We start from the raw sequence: 15,952 nt of genomic DNA, 5'->3' as shown, positions 1-15,952 counted from the left end.
CGCCACAGCGGCTGGTTCAGGTCAGACCCGAAAGTCGACGAGTGATCTCCCTTCCCGCCCGGACATTTTGACCAGCCGGACCACCGCTACGCAAGGGTTTGGTTAAGAGAAATACTGCGGACAGTTCAGGCCTGTGACGCTTCGTGATGAAATCCCCAGCCACGGCCCGCGACGCGCCGTACGCCCGCACCGTCCGTCACGCCGCCCGGCTGTCAAGCCCCACAACCGGGCGGCGACGGAGGTCAGTCCAGGGTGGCTCGGCCGGCTTCGAGCCGGGCCACCGGGATCCGGAACGGCGAGCAGGAGACGTAGTCGAGGCCCGCATCGTGGAAGAAGTGGATGCTGTCGGGGTCGCCGCCGTGCTCACCACAGATGCCGAGCTTGAGATCCGGCTTGGTGGCGCGGCCGCGGTCGACGCCGGTACGGACCAGCGCACCGACACCTTCCCGGTCGATCGACTCGAACGGCGACACCGCGAAGATCCCCTTCTCCAGGTAGCGCGAGAAGAAGGCGCCCTCGACGTCGTCGCGGCTGAAGCCCCAGGTGGTCTGGGTCAGGTCGTTGGTGCCGAACGAGAAGAAGTCGGCCGCCTCGGCGATCTGGTCCGCGATCACCGCCGCTCGCGGCAGCTCGATCATCGTGCCGATCGGGATGTCCCACTCGACGCCCAGCTCGGCGATCACGCGTTCCACCTCGTCCCGGGCCAGGTGCAACTCCTGGACCGCGCCGACCAGCGGGATCATGATCTCCGGCTGCGGGTGCTTGCCCTGCTGCTTCAGCTCGACGGCCGCGGACGCGATGGCTCGGACCTGCATCGCGAACAGCCCGGGGATGACCAGACCGAGCCGGACACCTCGCAGGCCGAGCATCGGGTTCTCCTCGTGCAGCCGCTCGACCGCCGCCAGCAGCGCGGCATCGTGACCCGGGTCCTCACCGCGTTCGCGGGCCAGCGCGACCTTGACCGCCAGGTCCTCCATCGACGGCAGGAACTCGTGCAGCGGCGGGTCGATCAGCCGGATCGTCACCGGCTGCCCGTCCATCGCGGCCAGCAACTCCAGGAAGTCGCCCCGCTGCAACGGCTCGAGCTCGGCCAGGGCCGCATCGCGATCACCGTCGTTGTCGGCCAGGATCAGCCGCTCGACAGCCTCCCGCCGCTCCCCCAGGAACATGTGCTCGGTCCGGCACAGCCCGATCCCCTCGGCCCCGAACCGCCGCGCCCGGGCCGCGTCGTCCGCCGTGTCCGCATTCGTCCGTACGCCGAGCCGCCGTACCTCGTCCGCATGCGTGATCAACCGGTGTACGGCGGCCACGAGTTCGTCGCCCTGGTCCGGCGCCAGCGAGCCCTCGAAGTACTGCACCACCGGGGACGCAACCACCGGGACCTCGCCGCGGAACACCTCGCCGGTGGTCCCGTCGATCGAGATCGTCTCGCCGGCCTCGATCACCGTGCCCTTCACCTTGATGGTGCCCTGGGCAACATTCACGTCGAGTTCCTCGGCGCCGCAGACACAGGTCTTGCCCATACCACGGGCGACCACGGCCGCGTGCGAGGTCTTGCCGCCGCGGCTGGTCAGGATGCCCTGCGCCGCGATCATGCCGTGCAGGTCGTCCGGGTTCGTCTCACGCCGGACCAGGATCACCTTCTCGCCCCGGTCCGCGGCCTCGACCGCGGCGGCCGAGGTGAACACGACCGTGCCGGACGCCGCGCCCGGCGACGCACCGATCGCCTTGGTGATGAGGTCGGTGTCCGCGTCGGCGTCGAACCGCGGGAACATCAACTGCGCGAGCTGCGCACCCTTGACCCGCCTCAGCGCCTCGTCGGTGTCGATCACGCCCTCGTCGATCAGGCTGGTCGCAATCCGGAACGCGGCCGCCGCGGTCCGCTTGCCGACCCGGGTCTGCAGCATCCACAGCTTGCCGCGCTCGACGGTGAACTCGATGTCGCACAGGTCGCGGTAGTGCCCCTCGAGCTTGGCCATGATCGCCATCAGATCGTCGTACGACGTCTTGTCGATCTGCTCCAGGTCCGCGAGCGGGACGGTGTTGCGGATACCGGCCACCACGTCCTCGCCCTGCGCGTTCTGCAGGTAGTCGCCGTACACACCGGGCTGACCACTCGACGGATCGCGGGTGAACGCGACGCCGGTGCCGGAGTCCATGCCGAGGTTGCCGAACACCATCGAGCAGATGTTGACCGCCGTACCGAGGTCGGTCGGGATCCGCTCCTGCCGGCGGTAGAGGATCGCGCGCTCGGAGTTCCACGAGCCGAAGACGGCCTCGATCGCCAGGTCCATCTGGGTCCGCGGGTCCTGCGGGAACTCGCGGCCGGTGTGATCGTGCACGGCCTGCTTGAACGTCTCGACCAGGCGCTTCAGGTCGTCCGCGTCCAGGTCGAGGTCGTTACGGGTGCCCTTGGCTTCCTTGGCCGCCTCGATCGCGTCCTCGAACACGTCGCCGTCCATGCCGAGCACGGTCTTGCCGAACATCTGGATCAGCCGGCGGTACGCGTCCCAGGCGAACCGCGGGTTGCCGGAGTGGTGCGCGAGCCCGTTCACCGAGTCGTCGTTCAGGCCGACGTTCAGAACGGTCTCCATCATTCCGGGCATCGACACGGCCGCTCCGGACCGGACCGAGACGAGCAGCGGGTCGTCGGCCTGGCCGAGCTTCTTGCCCATCTTCTGCTGCAGTACGTCGACGTGGTGGTCGATCTCGTCGGCCAGCTCCGGCGGCACCGAGCCGGTGGCCAGGTACGCCCGGCAGGCCTCGGCGCTGATGGTGAATCCGGGTGGCACCGGCAGGCCGAGGTTGGTCATCTCGGCCAGGTTCGCCCCCTTCCCGCCGAGCAGCTCCTTCATGTCCTTGTTGCCTTCGGCGAAGTCGTAGACGAGTTTCGGCACGATCACTCCCTGTGGTTCGGGCGGTGCTTCTGAGCGCGGTGTGGTGGCCCGCTGGCCCATCGACTCCAGTGGCGGGGGCGTTGCCTTCAGAGTAAGCCCAAAAACCAGTCCAGTTGAACACTGGTCTCACGATGCCGACGTGACTCTGCCCACAGGTCGAAGGCCGGAAAACCCTTCCCTCGTTGACAACGCGAGACAAACGGCACATTTCTCACCGAAACGCAGGAGCAGGGTGTTAGCCGCCTTTCGGACGGGTAACACCCTGCTTGTCTGGGTCCTTCTCGGCTACAACTTCCGGCGGGTCCGGAGGTAGTCGCCGACGACGGCCGCGCCGAGGCCGTCGGGGTCGGGGGCCAGGACCCGGCCGCCGCTGCGGCGGGCCAGGAGATCGACGAAGGCGTTGAGGCGCGGGTCGTCGCCGAGGCGGAAGACGGTCAGCGAGGCGCCGAGTTTGGCCAGGCGGTCGACCTCGAAGATCGTCTTGCGGAGGGTGGCCGGCTCGGGTGGGTAGGAGAACTCCGCCGTACCGTCCGGCTCCAGGTGCGCGGTCGGCTCGCCGTCGGTCACCATCAGGACGACCGGCTGCGCGTCCGGATGACGACGCAGGTGGCGGCCTGCCAGCAGCAGGGCGTGATGCGCGTTCGTCCCCTGCTCCCAGGCGCCCTCCATCCCGATCAGCTGCGGCAGCTCGACGACTCCGGCGTACCTCCCGAAGGTGATCAGCTGGAGCGCGTCGTTGCGGTAGCGGGTCGAGATGAGCTGGTGCAGCGCGAGTGCCGTCCGCTTCATCGGCAGCCAGCGGCCTTCCTGGACCATCGACCACGACGTGTCGACCAGCAACGCGACCGCGGCCCGGGCCCGATGCTCGGTCTCCGCGATCTCCACATCGGCGACATCGAGCTTGACCGACCCACTGCGCGTAGCACTCCGCAGTACGGCGTTCCGCACGGTCCTCGGCACGTCCCACGGCTGGGTATCGCCAAACTGCCACTGCCTCGACGAGCCACTCAGCTCCCCAGCCGCACCGGCGTTGGCAGCGTCGCGTTCGCCCGAACCCCGCGCAGCCCGCAGTACGTCGGCCAGCGCGGTCTGCCCGAGTTGCCGCAGAGCCTTCGGCGACAACCGCAACGAACCATCGGGCGCCCGCTCGAGCAATCCCTGGTCGCGCAACTGTCGCTCCAGCTCGGACAATCGGCGAGCATCCACCGTTGCCTCGTCGCCGAGCTGCCGGGTGAGCGCATCGAGGTCGATGTCCTCGAGCCGCGCACCCGGATACGACTGAGCCAATTGCTCGGCCAGCGCATCCAGCTCGGCGAGGTCGGACATCGCCCTCGCACCGTCGGCCAGACCGAGCGGGTCTTCACCACTCATCCGCTCCGACCCGCTCCAGTCCTCCCCCGGCCGCAGCGACTGCAACTGCGCGTCCAGCTGTGCCAACTGCTGAGCGAGTTGCGGACTGCCGAACGCCTGCTGCGACAGCTCCATCAGCTCGGCGCGCTGCTCGGCAGTCATCGAGTTCATCATCCGCTGCGCCGCGGCCGCCCGCTGCGCGAGTACGTCGATCAGTTCGTCGACGTTCTGCGGATTCTCCGGGAAGAACTCGCCGTGCTTGGCCATGAACTCGTCGAACAACTCCGGCACCTCGGGCCGGTCCTGCGCGTGCGCCGCGAGCAACGCGTTGAGGTCGGTGAGCATCTCGTTGATCTGCTCGACGTCCTCGGGCGTGGTCTGCTGCAGCGCCTCCTTCATGCCCTCGAACCGCGATCCGAGCAGCTCGCGCCCGAGCAGTTCCCGGATCTCCTCGTACTTCTGCCGCGCCTCCGACGACTCCCACTGATAGTTGGCCAGCTCTCGTACGGCGGCCGCCGTACCCGACGGCAGCGCGTCGAGCTCGGCCTCCTTGAACCGGGCGTCGTCGGACGGGTTCGGGAACAGCTCGCGCCGCTCGGCCGCCAGCGCCTCGTCGAGCAGCCGCTGGACGTCCCGCAACGTGCCGTCGAGGTTGTGCCGCCGCTGGATCTCGCGGCGGCGCTCCCACATCCTGCGGGTGAGGTCGTCCAGGCCCTGGGTGTTCCGGGTGCCGCGCCGGAGCAGTTCCTCCAGCGCGGACCGCGGCGACGAGCCGTTCATCACGTCACGGCCGATCTCGTCCAGCGCGTCCCGCAGATCCGCGGGCGCCTTCAGTGGATCAGGCCCGTCATGCCACGGCCCGTACGACCAGCCTTCCGGTATCGAGGCCGACATGTCAGATCCCGTAGATGGTTGTGTCGTTGTCGGCGTCCTTGGCCAGTCGTTTGGACAGGTACAACGCCTCCAGGGCGAGCTCGACCGCGGCGGCGATGCGGCCGGGCGACTCGTCGGGCTCGACGCCGGCGCGCGCGGCGACGTCGTGCAGGACCGGCAGCTCCGGCAGCGCGGCCAGCACGTCCCGGCCGGGCACCCGCTCACCCGTGGTCACAAGGTTGCCATCAGCAACAGCGTTGGCCAGCGGACTGAGGTCCAGGCCCGCGAACCGCTCCCGCGCTGTGTCGGCGACAGAACGGCGCAGCAGGTACTCGAGCAGTTCGATCTCACGCCCCTCCTCACCGGGCTCGAACTCGAGCTTGCCGCGCAGTACGGCGGGCACGGCCTCCAGGTCGACCGGTCGTGAGACGGCCGGCTCCTCGCCGGTGATCGCGCTGCGCCGGAGCGCGGCGGCGGCGATCGTCTCGGCCGCGGCGACTGCAAACCGCGCCGACACACCCGACCGCTGATCGATCGACGTCGACTCGCGCAGGTGCCGGACGAACCGGGCCAGCACCTCCAGCAGGGGCTCGCCGACCTCGGCGGTGAACTCGGCCTCCTGCCGGATCACGTCCACCTCGGCGTCGATGTCGAGCGGGTAGTGGGTCCGGACCTCGGCGCCGAACCGGTCCTTCAGCGGCGTGATGATGCGGCCGCGGTTGGTGTAGTCCTCCGGGTTGGCCGTTGCCACCAGCAACACGTCGAGCGGCAGCCGCAGCGTGTACCCGCGGACCTGGATGTCGCGCTCCTCCATCACGTTGAGCAGCGCGACCTGGATCCGCTCGGCCAGGTCCGGCAGCTCGTTGATTGCCACGATGCCGCGGTGTGCCCGCGGCACCAGACCGAAGTGGATGGTTTCCGGGTCACCCAGACTGCGGCCCTCGGCAACCTTCACCGGGTCCACGTCACCGATCAGGTCGCCCACCGAGGTGTCCGGTGTCGCGAGCTTCTCGGCGTACCTCTCGCTGCGATGGATCCAGGTGACGGGCAGTTCGTCGCCGAGCTCCGCGGCGCGGCGGCGCGATGCCGGCGTGATCGGGTCGAGCGGGTGCTCAGGCAGTTCGGCACCCTCGATCACCGGGGTCCACTCGTCCAGCAGACCGACCAGGGTGCGCAGCAGCCGGGTCTTGCCCTGGCCGCGCTCACCCAGCAGGACGACGTCATGCCCCGCGAGCAGGGCGCGTTCGAGTTGCGGAATCACCGTCCGGGTGAATCCGACGATGCCGGGCCACGGATCACGCCCGGCCCGGAGTTCTGTCAGCAGGTTGTCACGAATCTCGGCCTTGATCGACCGTGGGAGATACCCGGCGGCCCGGAGGTCACCGGCCTTACGAGGAAGTTCAGCAGGTGCACTAGTCACAGGTGACAAGTTAGCTCGGTCACCCCAAAACGCACCCCGAATATCTCAGCGCTTGGGCGTGACCCGGCCCGAGGTGAAGACGTGACTCGGAGTGAACGTGACCGGGACCCACGGATGGTCCGGCGCCTCGCGGGTGACGAAATGATCGCCGTCCGCGGGCTCGGTCGGGCGCAGCTCGTACTCCTGCACAGGCCGCTCGGCGAACGACAGCCGGTCACCGGTGGCTCGATACTCCATCACCAGCGCGTCGTCCCGTCGTACGACGTCCAGCTGGACGCTGGCCCGTTCGTACCGGCCGACGTGGCGATCGTCGACCGGAGCGTCGACCGGCTGCGGTGAGGCCGGGTGGCCGACCTCGGTGAAGTGCGTGAAGACCTCGGTGGCCAGCGGCTCGAACAGGGTCGTTCCATTGCCGGAGTTGGTCAGCAGGCACATGATCAGCCGCGCCTCGGGGTCGATCCGGAGGAACGCCAGCTGCGAGATCGTCGTACCGTCGTGGCCGAACAGGCCGCGGCCTTGCCAGTCGTAGATCCGCCAGGCCAGGCCGAGGTTGCTGAAGCCGCCGATGCCGCCGGCGTAGGGGACCTGCGGCTCCTGCATCGACCGGTAGCGGTCGTCGGTCAGGTGCATCCGGGCGAACTCGAGCAGGTCGCCGGCAGACGCGGTCACCCCTCCGGCCGGACCGATGCTCCGCGGCAACTGCCACGTCTTGACCGGGGACCCGTCGGTCCCCAGGTGGCCCAGGGCGGCGCGGTGCAGAATCGCCTCCTCCGGCAGCGTGACGGTCCTGGTCAGCCCGAGCGGCTCGACCAGGCGCTTGCGCAGCGACTCGTCCCAGGTGCCTCCGTCGAGCACCTCGATCAGTCGGCCGAGCAGCACGAACCCGGCGTTGCAATACGAGTACGCCGTACCTGGCTCGAACAACTGCTCGACGTCGGCGAGCAGAGCGACGTACCGCTCGAGGCACTCGTCGCCGCGGCCGGTGTCGGTGAACACGTCGCCGTCGATGCCGCTGGTGTGAGTCAGGAGGTGACGGACAGTGATCCGTGGATCGATCGATGCCTCGGGCAACAACTTCACCACGGCGTCGTCCAGCTCCAGCCGCCCGTCCGCGGCCAGCTGGACGATCATCGTCGCGGTCCACGGCTTGCTGACCGACCCGAGCTGGAAGAGCGAGTCCTCGGTCGTCTCGACCCCGGTCGACGCGTTCAGCACACCGTACGGCGCGATCGTCGTCTCACCGTCCTGCCAGATCCCGAGCACCGCTCCCGGAACCCTCGCCGCCACCGCCAGTTCACTCAACCGCGCAGACCAGTCAGGCATACGCCCAACCTACTTCGTGGCCTCCTCCAGCAGCGCACGGAGGGCAGTCCAGGCAGCGGTCTCGTCGAAGTCCTCCGCCAGCAGGATCTTCGTCGCCAGGCCGGCCGAGTCCCGGTAGAACGCCAGCAGCAGGTGCTCGGTGCCGATGTAGTTGTGCCCCAGCGTCAGCGCCTCTCCGACCGCGCCCTGCAGCACGTGCGCGGTCCGCCGGGTGAAGGGCGGTCGCTCAGCGTCGAGCGTCTTCGGCGGGTCGGTCAGCTCCTCCGCCGGATTCACCTCGTCCACGGCGGCGCGGACCTTTTCCTTCGTGATGCCGTGGTGCAGCAGCGCCTTCGTACCCAGCGACTCGGGCTCGGCGTAGAACGCGAGCAGCAGGTGTTCGGTGCCGATGTAGTCGTGGTTGTCGAAGCGGGCCACTTCCGCCGCGGCCTTCACGACGGCCATCGCGCGCTTCGTGTAGCGATTGAAGGCCGGCTTACTGGTCCACGAGTCGGCGAAGCGCTTGTGCGCGGCCTGCTTGCTCACGCCGAGCACCGCGCTGATCTCGACCCATGATTTGCCGGCGACGCGGGCGCGGTCCACGAAGAACCCGAGTGCCGCGTCGCCGGTGCTGGTCAGTTCGCTGATCGTCGACGCCGCGGCGGCCAGCTGTTCGAGTTCGTCGTCGCTGCCGGCGTCCGCCTTGATCGTGTTGATGAGTTGCTGCAGGTCAGGTCCAGGAGTCATGTCGTCAACCCTAGGTTGACGATCTGGTCCGCGTCAACCCTGGGTTGACGTCGCCGGAGCTGTACCTCAGGACAGGAGGTAGTCGGTCGCGGAGCCGCTCCGACGCTCCCGCCAGGCGTGAGCCACCCTGCTGGCCGCCAATACCTCCTGTCCTTAGGTACGGTTTGGCGCGTGCAACCTCTGCCGGACGTGATCAGTGACGGGCTGCGGGTGCTGTTCTGCGGGATCAATCCCGGGCTGATGTCGGCGGAGACCGGCCATCACTTCGCCCGGCCGGGGAACCGGTTCTGGCCGGCGTTGCACCTGAGCGGGTTCACGCCGCGCCAGTTGCGACCGGACGAGCAGGGTGAGCTCCTGACCTACCGCCTCGGGATCACCAACGTCGTCGACCGCCCGTCCGCGCGCGCCGACGAGCTGAGTCGCGCGGAGTACCTGGCCGGCGGGAAGAACCTGGTGCAGAAGGTCCTTCGTGTCCAGCCGGAGTGGCTCGCGATCGTCGGCGTCACGGCGTACCGGGATGCTTTCGGCGAGCGGAAGGCTGCCATGGGCAAGCAAGACCGGATCATCGGCGACACCCGCGTCTGGGTCCTGCCGAACCCGAGTGGACTCAACGCGCACTACACCTTGCCGAAGCTCTCCGCCGCGTTCGCCGAACTCGAGCGGGTCAGCTGAGAGGCCGACGCGACCCTGCCCGACTGGCCTGACACCAGGGGTGGGCAGGATTGGGCACATGCGTGCGAGCGAGCTACTCAGGCTGGCCCTCCACGTGGCGGGCGTTGCTAGTTGCCCTACGCAACCACCCGGTGGTCGACGTACGTCAGCTCGCGCTCGAACTGACAACGGCGAGCGAGGATTAGTCCTCCTTCTCGGCCTTCTCCTTGGCTCGTTTGCGGCGTTTGCCTTCGTGCATGGCGATGACGCGGGCGATGGGGATGGCGCGGCCTTCCTCGAGGAGGTCTTCGGGGAGGGACTGGGGAGCTGGGAGCTGGTCGGCCCAGCGGTCGGCGTCTCCGAGCTGCTCGACCGCGGTGCGAACGGTGAAGTCGCGTGGAGTGACTCGGTCCAGGTCGTCCCAGCCGACCGGGAACGACACCGGCGTACCGGGCCGGACCCGCGGACTGTACGCCGCGACCACCGTCGCCCCACCGGACCGCGTCGAGTCGACGAACACCTTCCCGCCCCGGTCCTCCTTGATGTACGCCGTCGTCGCGACGTCCGGGTCGATCCGCTCGGCCCGCGCCGCGATCGCCCGGGTCGCGGCGGCCGCGTCCTCGATCGACACCGACTCGTCGATCGGCACGAACACGTGCACGCCCTTCGCGCCGCTCGTCTTGACCGCACCCGACAGCCCGGCGTCGGCCAAGGCCTGCCGGACCAGGAACGCCGCCTGCACCGCCTTCGCGAACGTCTCGTCCCCCTCCGGCGGATCGAGGTCAAGCACAAGATGCGTGATGCGGTCCCAGTGGTCTGCGCGCATCAGAGTCGGGTGGTACTCGACCGCGCGCTGGTTCGCGAACCACAGCAGCGTCCGCCGGTCGTCGCACAACGCGTAGGACACCTCGCGCTTGGACGCCTCCGCCCACACCGGCACCGTCTTGACCCAGTCCGGCGTGTACTTCGGCACGTTCTTCTGCATGAACTTCGGCTGCCCCGGCCGGATCCGGATCACCGACAACGGCCGCTCCCGCAACTCGAGCAGGATCCGCTCGTGCACCGCATCCAGATAGTCGACCAGATCCCGCTTGGTCGCGTCAGCCCCGTCGAACAACGGCTGATCCAAGTTGGTCAGGTCGACCCCGTCCCGCGTCTCATCCGGCTTGCTCGCCATTCCCAGAGCTTAGAAGGCCGACGAGGGCTTCGAGAACCTTTTCGTCCTCGCCGGGCTCCAGCGTCTGCGGGTTGAGCGCGATCGCGTCGTCGGGCATCCGAAAGGTGCCGACCGCGATCCGCGGGTCGCCGTCCCACAACGCCGAGACCAGGTCGTCCCGGGTCCAGCCGGAGGTTGTCGACAATCGCACAACCGCTCGGCTGTGCGGCTGCCCCGCCTCACTCGGATAGCCGCGGGTGACGATCACCCCCGGCATTCCCTGCAATCCGCGGATCCAGTTGTCGACAATCCGCTCGTAGCCGGCGAGCACCGTCGCCTCGTCCTGCTCCAGCGTCCACTCGACCGCGGCGAGCAACCCAAGCAGTTCCTCTTTCCCGACCTTCATGCCGCGCCCGATGTCCTGGTTCGGCGATGCATGCAGCCGGCAACGGTCCACAACCCAGCGGCGCCCCAGCACGAGGCCGCTGGCCTGTGGACCGCGCAGCCCCTTCCCACCGCTGAGGATCAGCGCGTCCGCCCCTACATCCCGGGTGAATCGCCACAGCGTCGAGACCGGTGGGATCTGCGCGGCCGCATCGACGATCACCGGTACACCGGCCTCCGCGGCGACGCCGGCCACGTCTTCCACGGCGAGCGCGCCGGCCGCGAAGTGGGTCCCGGCGAACCACAGGACACAGGCCGGCTTGCGAGTGAGGACTGCTCGCAGCTCGTCGACCGACGGACCGATCTCGACGATCCGAGCTCCGGTCAACTGGACGCCGTAGTCGTAGCCGTTCCGCTGCGAGGCGAACATCACCACCTCGGTGTCGACCGGGAACGCCTGCGCCTGATCGGTGATGCAGGCGGCAACGGTCAGCGTGATCGCCGCCGCCGCACCGCAGGTCACGTACGCCGCCTCGTTGTGCGTCAGCTCGGCCAGCCGCTCACCCACGCGAGTGTGCAGTTCGTCGAGATCGACGAACTGAGCGGCCGCGTCGTTCATCGCCTTCAGAACCGGGGCCGGCATCAACGATCCACCGAGCATGGTCAGCGTGGCGGACGCATTGATCACCGGCCGCACGCCGAGCCCGCCCACCGTGGTGGCCGGACCGACCTGCGGATCTACGGTCAGCCCGGCCTGCGGATCTACCGTCAGCCCGGCCTGCGGATCTACCGTCGGCCCGGCCTGCGGATCTACCGTCGGCCCGGCCTGCGGATCTACCGCCGGCCCGGCCTGCGGATCTACCGCCGGCCGGGCCGGCGGCAGGCCGACCGCCTCACCGGTCTCGAGCGGATCGCTCATGAGACCAGGAACCTTGACATCGGCCGGACCCCGGACAGCTCGGCCAACCACGCGTCGAGGAAGTCGTTGTCCGTCCCATCGAGGTGCGTCAGCTTGTAGACACTCGCAGCAGGCAGAGCATTGATCAGCGACGCACACCAGTCCGGATCGTCCGCCGCGACCAGGCTCGTCGCCGTCACCGCGGGCGCATGCCGGGACGGATCGAAGTAGGACAGAGTGTTGTCGACAATCTGCACCGACGAACCGGCACGCAGGTGATCGTGGAGCTCCTCGAGCGGATACGAACTGGACCTCAACCGCGCCTCCATCGCCCGGTAGAACAGCAGATCCGTCACCCGGAGCGCAGTGAAACCGGGCCGCCGCGCGGCCGTCAGCACGGCCAGGTCGTCGCCGGTCACCGCCACGCGCGCCGGATCGACCTCCGACAACCCCAGCAGGAACTCTGCCGCTCGGAGACAGTCCGCCGCGATCCCGCGATAGATGTACGACGGCGGATCATCGATGCCCATTGTCAACAATCCTGGGTACGATGCCGAGAACCCCTCGTCGGCCAAGCGCTGACCGCGATGCATCAGACCGAACACGACGTACCGGCTCCGGTCGTTCGGATGCGGCACGTGGTTGACGCTGCCGTACCGCGGCGTCTGCAGTAGCGCGGGGAACGGGCCGTCACCGGTGGGGATGCTCAGGTGGCCGAAAACGCGGTACGGGCCGGTGCTCGTCAGGCGGACGGTGTAGCTGGTCGCTTCGTCGGTCGTCCGCGCCGGTACGACGTCGAGCACCGGACGGGCGGGAATCGCGGCCAGTTCGTTGTCGACCGCGGCCCAGTAGTTGTCGAAATCCATCAGTCACCGTCCCGGTTGCAGGTGCTCGGCAAGGAAGTCCTCCACGATCCGCATCACGCCCGGCAGCCCGGCGTGATGTGCGCAGTGCGGGAAGGTGTGCAGCGTCTTCTCGCAGGTCAGCGTCCGATGCAGCGCGAACCCGGTCTCCGGCGGGCAGACGTCGTCCTCCAGCCCGAGATACAGCAGCGTCGGCGCCTGCACCTTCGGCGCGAAGTTGAGACCGTCGTAGTACGCGACCGACTCCCGCACCCGGTCCACGTCCTTGGGGTGCACCCGCAGGTACTCGTTGATCTCCTCGTACGGGTACGACCGGGTCAGCGTCGGCGCGGTCATGATCCCGCACAAGTACGGCGCTCCGGCCGCGACGGCCTTGATCACGTCGGGCCGCAGCGCCGCCGTACTGATCCCGAGCCCACCGCCCTGACTCGATCCCTGCAGTCCGATCCGCGCATTGTCGACTTCTGGACGACCGAGCAATACGTCGACCGCCCGTACGACGTCGAGGTAGAAGCCGCGGTACCCGTACGTGTTGTGGTCGACGATGTTATGCGTCAGCAGTCCCGGGTAGCCCGGGTTGAACACGTCGTTCGACCGGAGCTTGCCGCTGGGCGCCACCGCGATAGCGGCGTACCCGAGGTCGGACCATTCCTTCGGGATCGTCGGCTCGGAGATGTAGCCGGGGATTGTCACGAGCGCCGGGTACGGCGCGGGTCGGTCGCGCGGGGTCGTGTACCAGCCGGCGATCCGCAATCCGCCGAAGCTGGTGTAGCGCAGATCGTAGACAATCACATTGTCCGTGGAGAGTGCCGGCATCTCGGTGAGCACCGGCTCCAGCGGGTACGACGCACAGTCCGCCAGGCCGGCCGCCCAGAAGGCGTCGAAGTCGTCCGGCAGTTCGACCTCGACGATGGCGTTCTCAGGGTCTCTCAAGAGCATTCCTCTCGATCGGGTGCTAGGTAGAGCATGCGTCCGCACCCGGCCCTTCAACCGCCGCCGATCCGAACCAAGACGAGTTCATCAGCCCCGACCGGCTGACCTCAGCCGACCCCGCCGCTAGGCCTCAGCCGACTCCCGCCGCTGGGCCTCAACCGACTATCGTCGCTGGCCTCAACCGACTCCTGTGAGCCTAAGCCGACCCTCGCGGTGGGGCCCCAGCCGACTCCTCGGCTGACCTCAGCCGACCCCGCCGCTGGACCTCAGCCGACTCCCGCCGCTGGGCCTCAACCGACTACCGTCGCTGGCCTCAGCCGACTCCTGTGGTTGAGCCCCAGCCGACCCCCGCGGTGGCGCCCCAGCCGACTCCTCGGCTGGACGTCAGCCGGCTCCCGCGGCTGGGCCTCAGCCGATTCCTACCGCTTGGTGCTCGGGCTCGATGACGGCGACGACGCGCTCCTCGCCGCGGGGGTACGGTGCGCCGGCGTACTTGACAGCCAGATTGTCGACAATCTCCCAGGCCTCGTCGCCCTCGATCCATTCGACCACCCGGCCGCGGATCACGACCGGCTCGAACGGATTGTCGACAGGTGCGATGGACAGCGCCATCCGGGGGTCGCGGCGCAGGTTGCGTGCTTTGCGCATGGTCGGCCCGGTGAAGAAGACGATGTGGTCACCGCGGGCGCCGACGTACACGGGAGTGCTGTGCGGCGAACCGTCGGCGCAGATCGTGGCGAGGTGAGCGATCGAGGTGCCGTCCAGGACGCTGCGTACTTTCGGGTCGAGCATGGGACTCTCCTTCATCAGGGTTCTTGCTCAGCGGGGGTTCTCCGTCAGCCGGGGTTCTTGCTCAGCCGGGGTTCTTGCTCAGCCGGGGTTCTCCGCCAGCCGGGTTCTCCGGCAGCGGGCGTTCTCCGCCAGCGGGGGTTCTCCGCCAGCGGGGGTTTCTTCAGCGGGGGTTCTTGGCGCGCCAGGCGACGTAGTCGGCGACGGACTGGGCGACGTCGAAGGCGGGAGTGAAGCCGGTGTCGTCAGTGAGCCGGGTGATGTCGAGGTACGGGTTCTCACCGGGACCGCCCTGCCGGCCGGGCAGGAGGTCGAGTTGCAGGCCTGGTGTGATTGTCTGCAATGCGTCCGCGAAGTCGCGATTGGTGTACGGCCGGCCGCTGGACACGTTGTAGACGTTGTGCGGCAGGGTTTGCGCGGTCGTCAGGAGTGCGATCGCACGCCCGGCGTCCGGCGCGTAGCAGCAGTCGCCACCATCGTCGGCGTACAGCGGCTTCGGCTCCTCACCGCGGAGTACGGCGCTGATGTACGGCGGGATATAGAAGAACGGCGATTCCGGGTCGACGAGCGGTCCCCAGATGGTCCCGATCCGGAGTACGACGGGCTGGACGCCGCTGCCCTGCAGACTGTGCATGGCGAGTGGTTCGACGGCCTTCTTGAACGCGATGATCAGGTGCGGCAACTCTGCCATGGGCAGATCAAGGCCCTCACGCCAGCGGGTCTCGGACCGGCCGATGTACACGCCGAGGCTGCTGGCGACGGCACACCTGCGGACTCCCCACGCGCGGGCGGCGTCAAGCGCATTGAGCAGGCCGGGGGTATCCGTGCGGAAGAAGTCCACCGGGTTCTCGCCGGGAACGCTGCCCGCGAGGTGGACGATGTCGCTGATGTCGTGACGGGTGCCGAGGGCAAGGAAGGCGTCCCGGTCGGTGACGTCGAGGGGTTCGACGATGACCCGGCCGGCGAGGAACGACGGGACCTCGGTACGGCGGTGAGTGGTGACGACAACCTCCTGTCCGAGGTCGAGGAGCGCGCGGGCGGTGTGGGCGCCGATCATGCCGAGCCCGCCGGTGACGAGGATCATCGGACGACCTCGTAGTGCAGGTGGGTCACGCCGGGGGCTGGGATAGCTTCAAGCAGGCGGAGTTCCACGTGTTCCGGGAGTTCCTGGAAGAAGCTGCGACCGGCGCCGAGCAGGATCGGCACCTGGTGGAGGATCACCTCGTCGACGAGACCGGCCGCGAGCGCCGATGTCACCGCACCGCCGCCCATGATGGCGACGTCCTTGCCGCCGGCAACCTCGCGAGCCGCGGCGACAGCGTCCTCGATCCCGGTCGTGATCAGGGTTTGACGGGGATCGCTCATCCCCGGCACCGGACGGTGGCTGACGACGACCAGCGGCGCGGTCGGGTGCGGCGCCCCGCCGTTGACCCAGCCGGAGTCGTCGTACGTGTTGCGACCGGCCAGGCTGGCGCCGACGCGTTCGGCACTCGCGTCGAAGAACCGGACACTCGCCTCGCTCAGCTTGAAGCCGTCGAACACCTGGCTCGGCGTGTCCCCGTCGAAGTACCAGTTGAACAGCATTCCCCCGTCGCCGAGCCCTCGCCCGGCGCCGGGATCGCGACCGGTGATGTACCCGTCGACCGAAACCGAATGGGCACTGATGACCTTGCTCATGTCTGTCCTCCG

The 15,952-nt window shown here is 68.5% G+C and carries 13 protein-coding genes; 1 reads left to right on the top strand and 12 read right to left on the bottom strand.

Annotated elements, in window-relative coordinates; genetic code table 11:
* Positions 1 to 242 precede the first annotated feature (242 nt).
* The 5 genes from ppdK to E0H73_RS01460 form a co-directional block, all read right to left on the bottom strand.
* Positions 243 to 2,897, bottom strand: a complete 2,655-nt coding sequence (gene ppdK, locus E0H73_RS01480) for a pyruvate, phosphate dikinase (RefSeq protein WP_420323413.1) — start codon at positions 2,895 to 2,897, stop codon at positions 243 to 245.
* 285 nt (positions 2,898 to 3,182) lie between these two features.
* Positions 3,183 to 5,141 (bottom strand): vWA domain-containing protein, encoded by a 1,959-nt coding sequence (locus E0H73_RS01475; protein ID WP_131350188.1) that lies wholly within the window; start codon positions 5,139 to 5,141, stop codon positions 3,183 to 3,185.
* A gap of 1 nt (position 5,142) precedes the next feature.
* Entirely contained in the window at positions 5,143 to 6,540 is a 1,398-nt protein-coding gene (locus E0H73_RS01470; RefSeq protein WP_131350186.1) for an ATP-binding protein, read from the bottom strand.
* 45 nt (positions 6,541 to 6,585) lie between these two features.
* Positions 6,586 to 7,863 carry a serine hydrolase domain-containing protein gene (locus tag E0H73_RS01465; RefSeq protein ID WP_131350184.1) on the bottom strand — a complete coding sequence of 426 codons (1,278 nt, stop codon included), beginning with the start codon at positions 7,861 to 7,863 and terminating at the stop codon, positions 6,586 to 6,588.
* 9 nt (positions 7,864 to 7,872) lie between these two features.
* Positions 7,873 to 8,589, bottom strand: a complete 717-nt coding sequence (locus E0H73_RS01460; protein ID WP_131350182.1) for a Clp protease N-terminal domain-containing protein — start codon at positions 8,587 to 8,589, stop codon at positions 7,873 to 7,875.
* A 171-nt stretch (positions 8,590 to 8,760) separates the two neighbouring features.
* On the opposite strand from E0H73_RS01460, the gene mug reads away from it, so the two are divergent.
* Positions 8,761 to 9,261, top strand: coding sequence for a G/U mismatch-specific DNA glycosylase (mug, locus tag E0H73_RS01455; RefSeq protein ID WP_202867162.1), 501 nt, complete (start codon positions 8,761 to 8,763; stop codon positions 9,259 to 9,261).
* Positions 9,262 to 9,442: 181 nt separating this feature from the next.
* On the opposite strand, the gene ligD is transcribed toward mug, so the two are convergent.
* The 7 genes from ligD to E0H73_RS01420 all read right to left on the bottom strand — a co-directional run bounded on the left by ligD (position 9,443) and on the right by E0H73_RS01420 (position 15,940).
* Positions 9,443 to 10,417, bottom strand: a complete 975-nt coding sequence (gene ligD / locus E0H73_RS01450; protein ID WP_131350180.1) for a non-homologous end-joining DNA ligase — start codon at positions 10,415 to 10,417, stop codon at positions 9,443 to 9,445.
* Positions 10,398 to 11,699 (bottom strand): hypothetical protein, encoded by a 1,302-nt coding sequence (locus E0H73_RS01445; RefSeq protein ID WP_131350178.1) that lies wholly within the window; start codon positions 11,697 to 11,699, stop codon positions 10,398 to 10,400. The genes ligD and E0H73_RS01445 overlap by 20 nt, the downstream gene beginning before the upstream one ends.
* Positions 11,696 to 12,544, bottom strand: coding sequence for an acetylxylan esterase (locus tag E0H73_RS01440; RefSeq protein WP_131350176.1), 849 nt, complete (start codon positions 12,542 to 12,544; stop codon positions 11,696 to 11,698). The genes E0H73_RS01445 and E0H73_RS01440 overlap by 4 nt, the downstream gene beginning before the upstream one ends.
* A gap of 3 nt (positions 12,545 to 12,547) precedes the next feature.
* A complete protein-coding gene (locus E0H73_RS01435) occupies positions 12,548 to 13,474 on the bottom strand; it encodes an acetylxylan esterase (RefSeq protein WP_165555450.1) in 927 nt (308 codons plus the stop codon).
* A 408-nt stretch (positions 13,475 to 13,882) separates the two neighbouring features.
* On the bottom strand, positions 13,883 to 14,266 hold the full coding sequence (locus E0H73_RS01430) for a PPOX class F420-dependent oxidoreductase (protein WP_131350172.1): 384 nt from the start codon (positions 14,264 to 14,266) through the stop codon (positions 13,883 to 13,885).
* A 160-nt stretch (positions 14,267 to 14,426) separates the two neighbouring features.
* A complete protein-coding gene (locus tag E0H73_RS01425; protein ID WP_131350170.1) occupies positions 14,427 to 15,347 on the bottom strand; it encodes an NAD-dependent epimerase/dehydratase family protein in 921 nt (306 codons plus the stop codon).
* Positions 15,344 to 15,940 (bottom strand): dihydrofolate reductase family protein, encoded by a 597-nt coding sequence (locus E0H73_RS01420; RefSeq protein ID WP_131350167.1) that lies wholly within the window; start codon positions 15,938 to 15,940, stop codon positions 15,344 to 15,346. The genes E0H73_RS01425 and E0H73_RS01420 overlap by 4 nt, the downstream gene beginning before the upstream one ends.
* Positions 15,941 to 15,952: the final 12 nt, after the last annotated feature.

Origin of the sequence: Kribbella pittospori (genome assembly GCF_004331465.1) — a bacterium.
GTDB lineage: Bacteria > Actinomycetota > Actinomycetes > Propionibacteriales > Kribbellaceae > Kribbella > Kribbella pittospori.
The sequence above is the reverse complement of the archived record's forward strand: the minus strand, read 5'-3'. Positions and strand labels throughout refer to the sequence as shown.

Bases quoted from the DNA above. Each gene is read 5' to 3' on its own strand.
- E0H73_RS01475 (WP_131350188.1), bottom strand. From the start codon at position 5,141: ATGTCGGCCTCGATACCGGAAGGCTGGTCGTACGGGCCGTGGCATGAC.
- E0H73_RS01465 (WP_131350184.1), bottom strand. From the start codon at position 7,863: ATGCCTGACTGGTCTGCGCGGTTGAGTGAACTGGCGGTGGCGGCGAGG.
- E0H73_RS01460 (WP_131350182.1), bottom strand. From the start codon at position 8,589: ATGACTCCTGGACCTGACCTGCAGCAACTCATCAACACGATCAAGGCG.
- ligD (WP_131350180.1), bottom strand. From the start codon at position 10,417: ATGGCGAGCAAGCCGGATGAGACGCGGGACGGGGTCGACCTGACCAAC.
- E0H73_RS01445 (WP_131350178.1), bottom strand. From the start codon at position 11,699: ATGAGCGATCCGCTCGAGACCGGTGAGGCGGTCGGCCTGCCGCCGGCC.
- E0H73_RS01440 (WP_131350176.1), bottom strand. From the start codon at position 12,544: ATGGATTTCGACAACTACTGGGCCGCGGTCGACAACGAACTGGCCGCG.
- E0H73_RS01430 (WP_131350172.1), bottom strand. From the start codon at position 14,266: ATGCTCGACCCGAAAGTACGCAGCGTCCTGGACGGCACCTCGATCGCT.
- E0H73_RS01425 (WP_131350170.1), bottom strand. From the start codon at position 15,347: ATGATCCTCGTCACCGGCGGGCTCGGCATGATCGGCGCCCACACCGCC.
- E0H73_RS01420 (WP_131350167.1), bottom strand. From the start codon at position 15,940: ATGAGCAAGGTCATCAGTGCCCATTCGGTTTCGGTCGACGGGTACATC.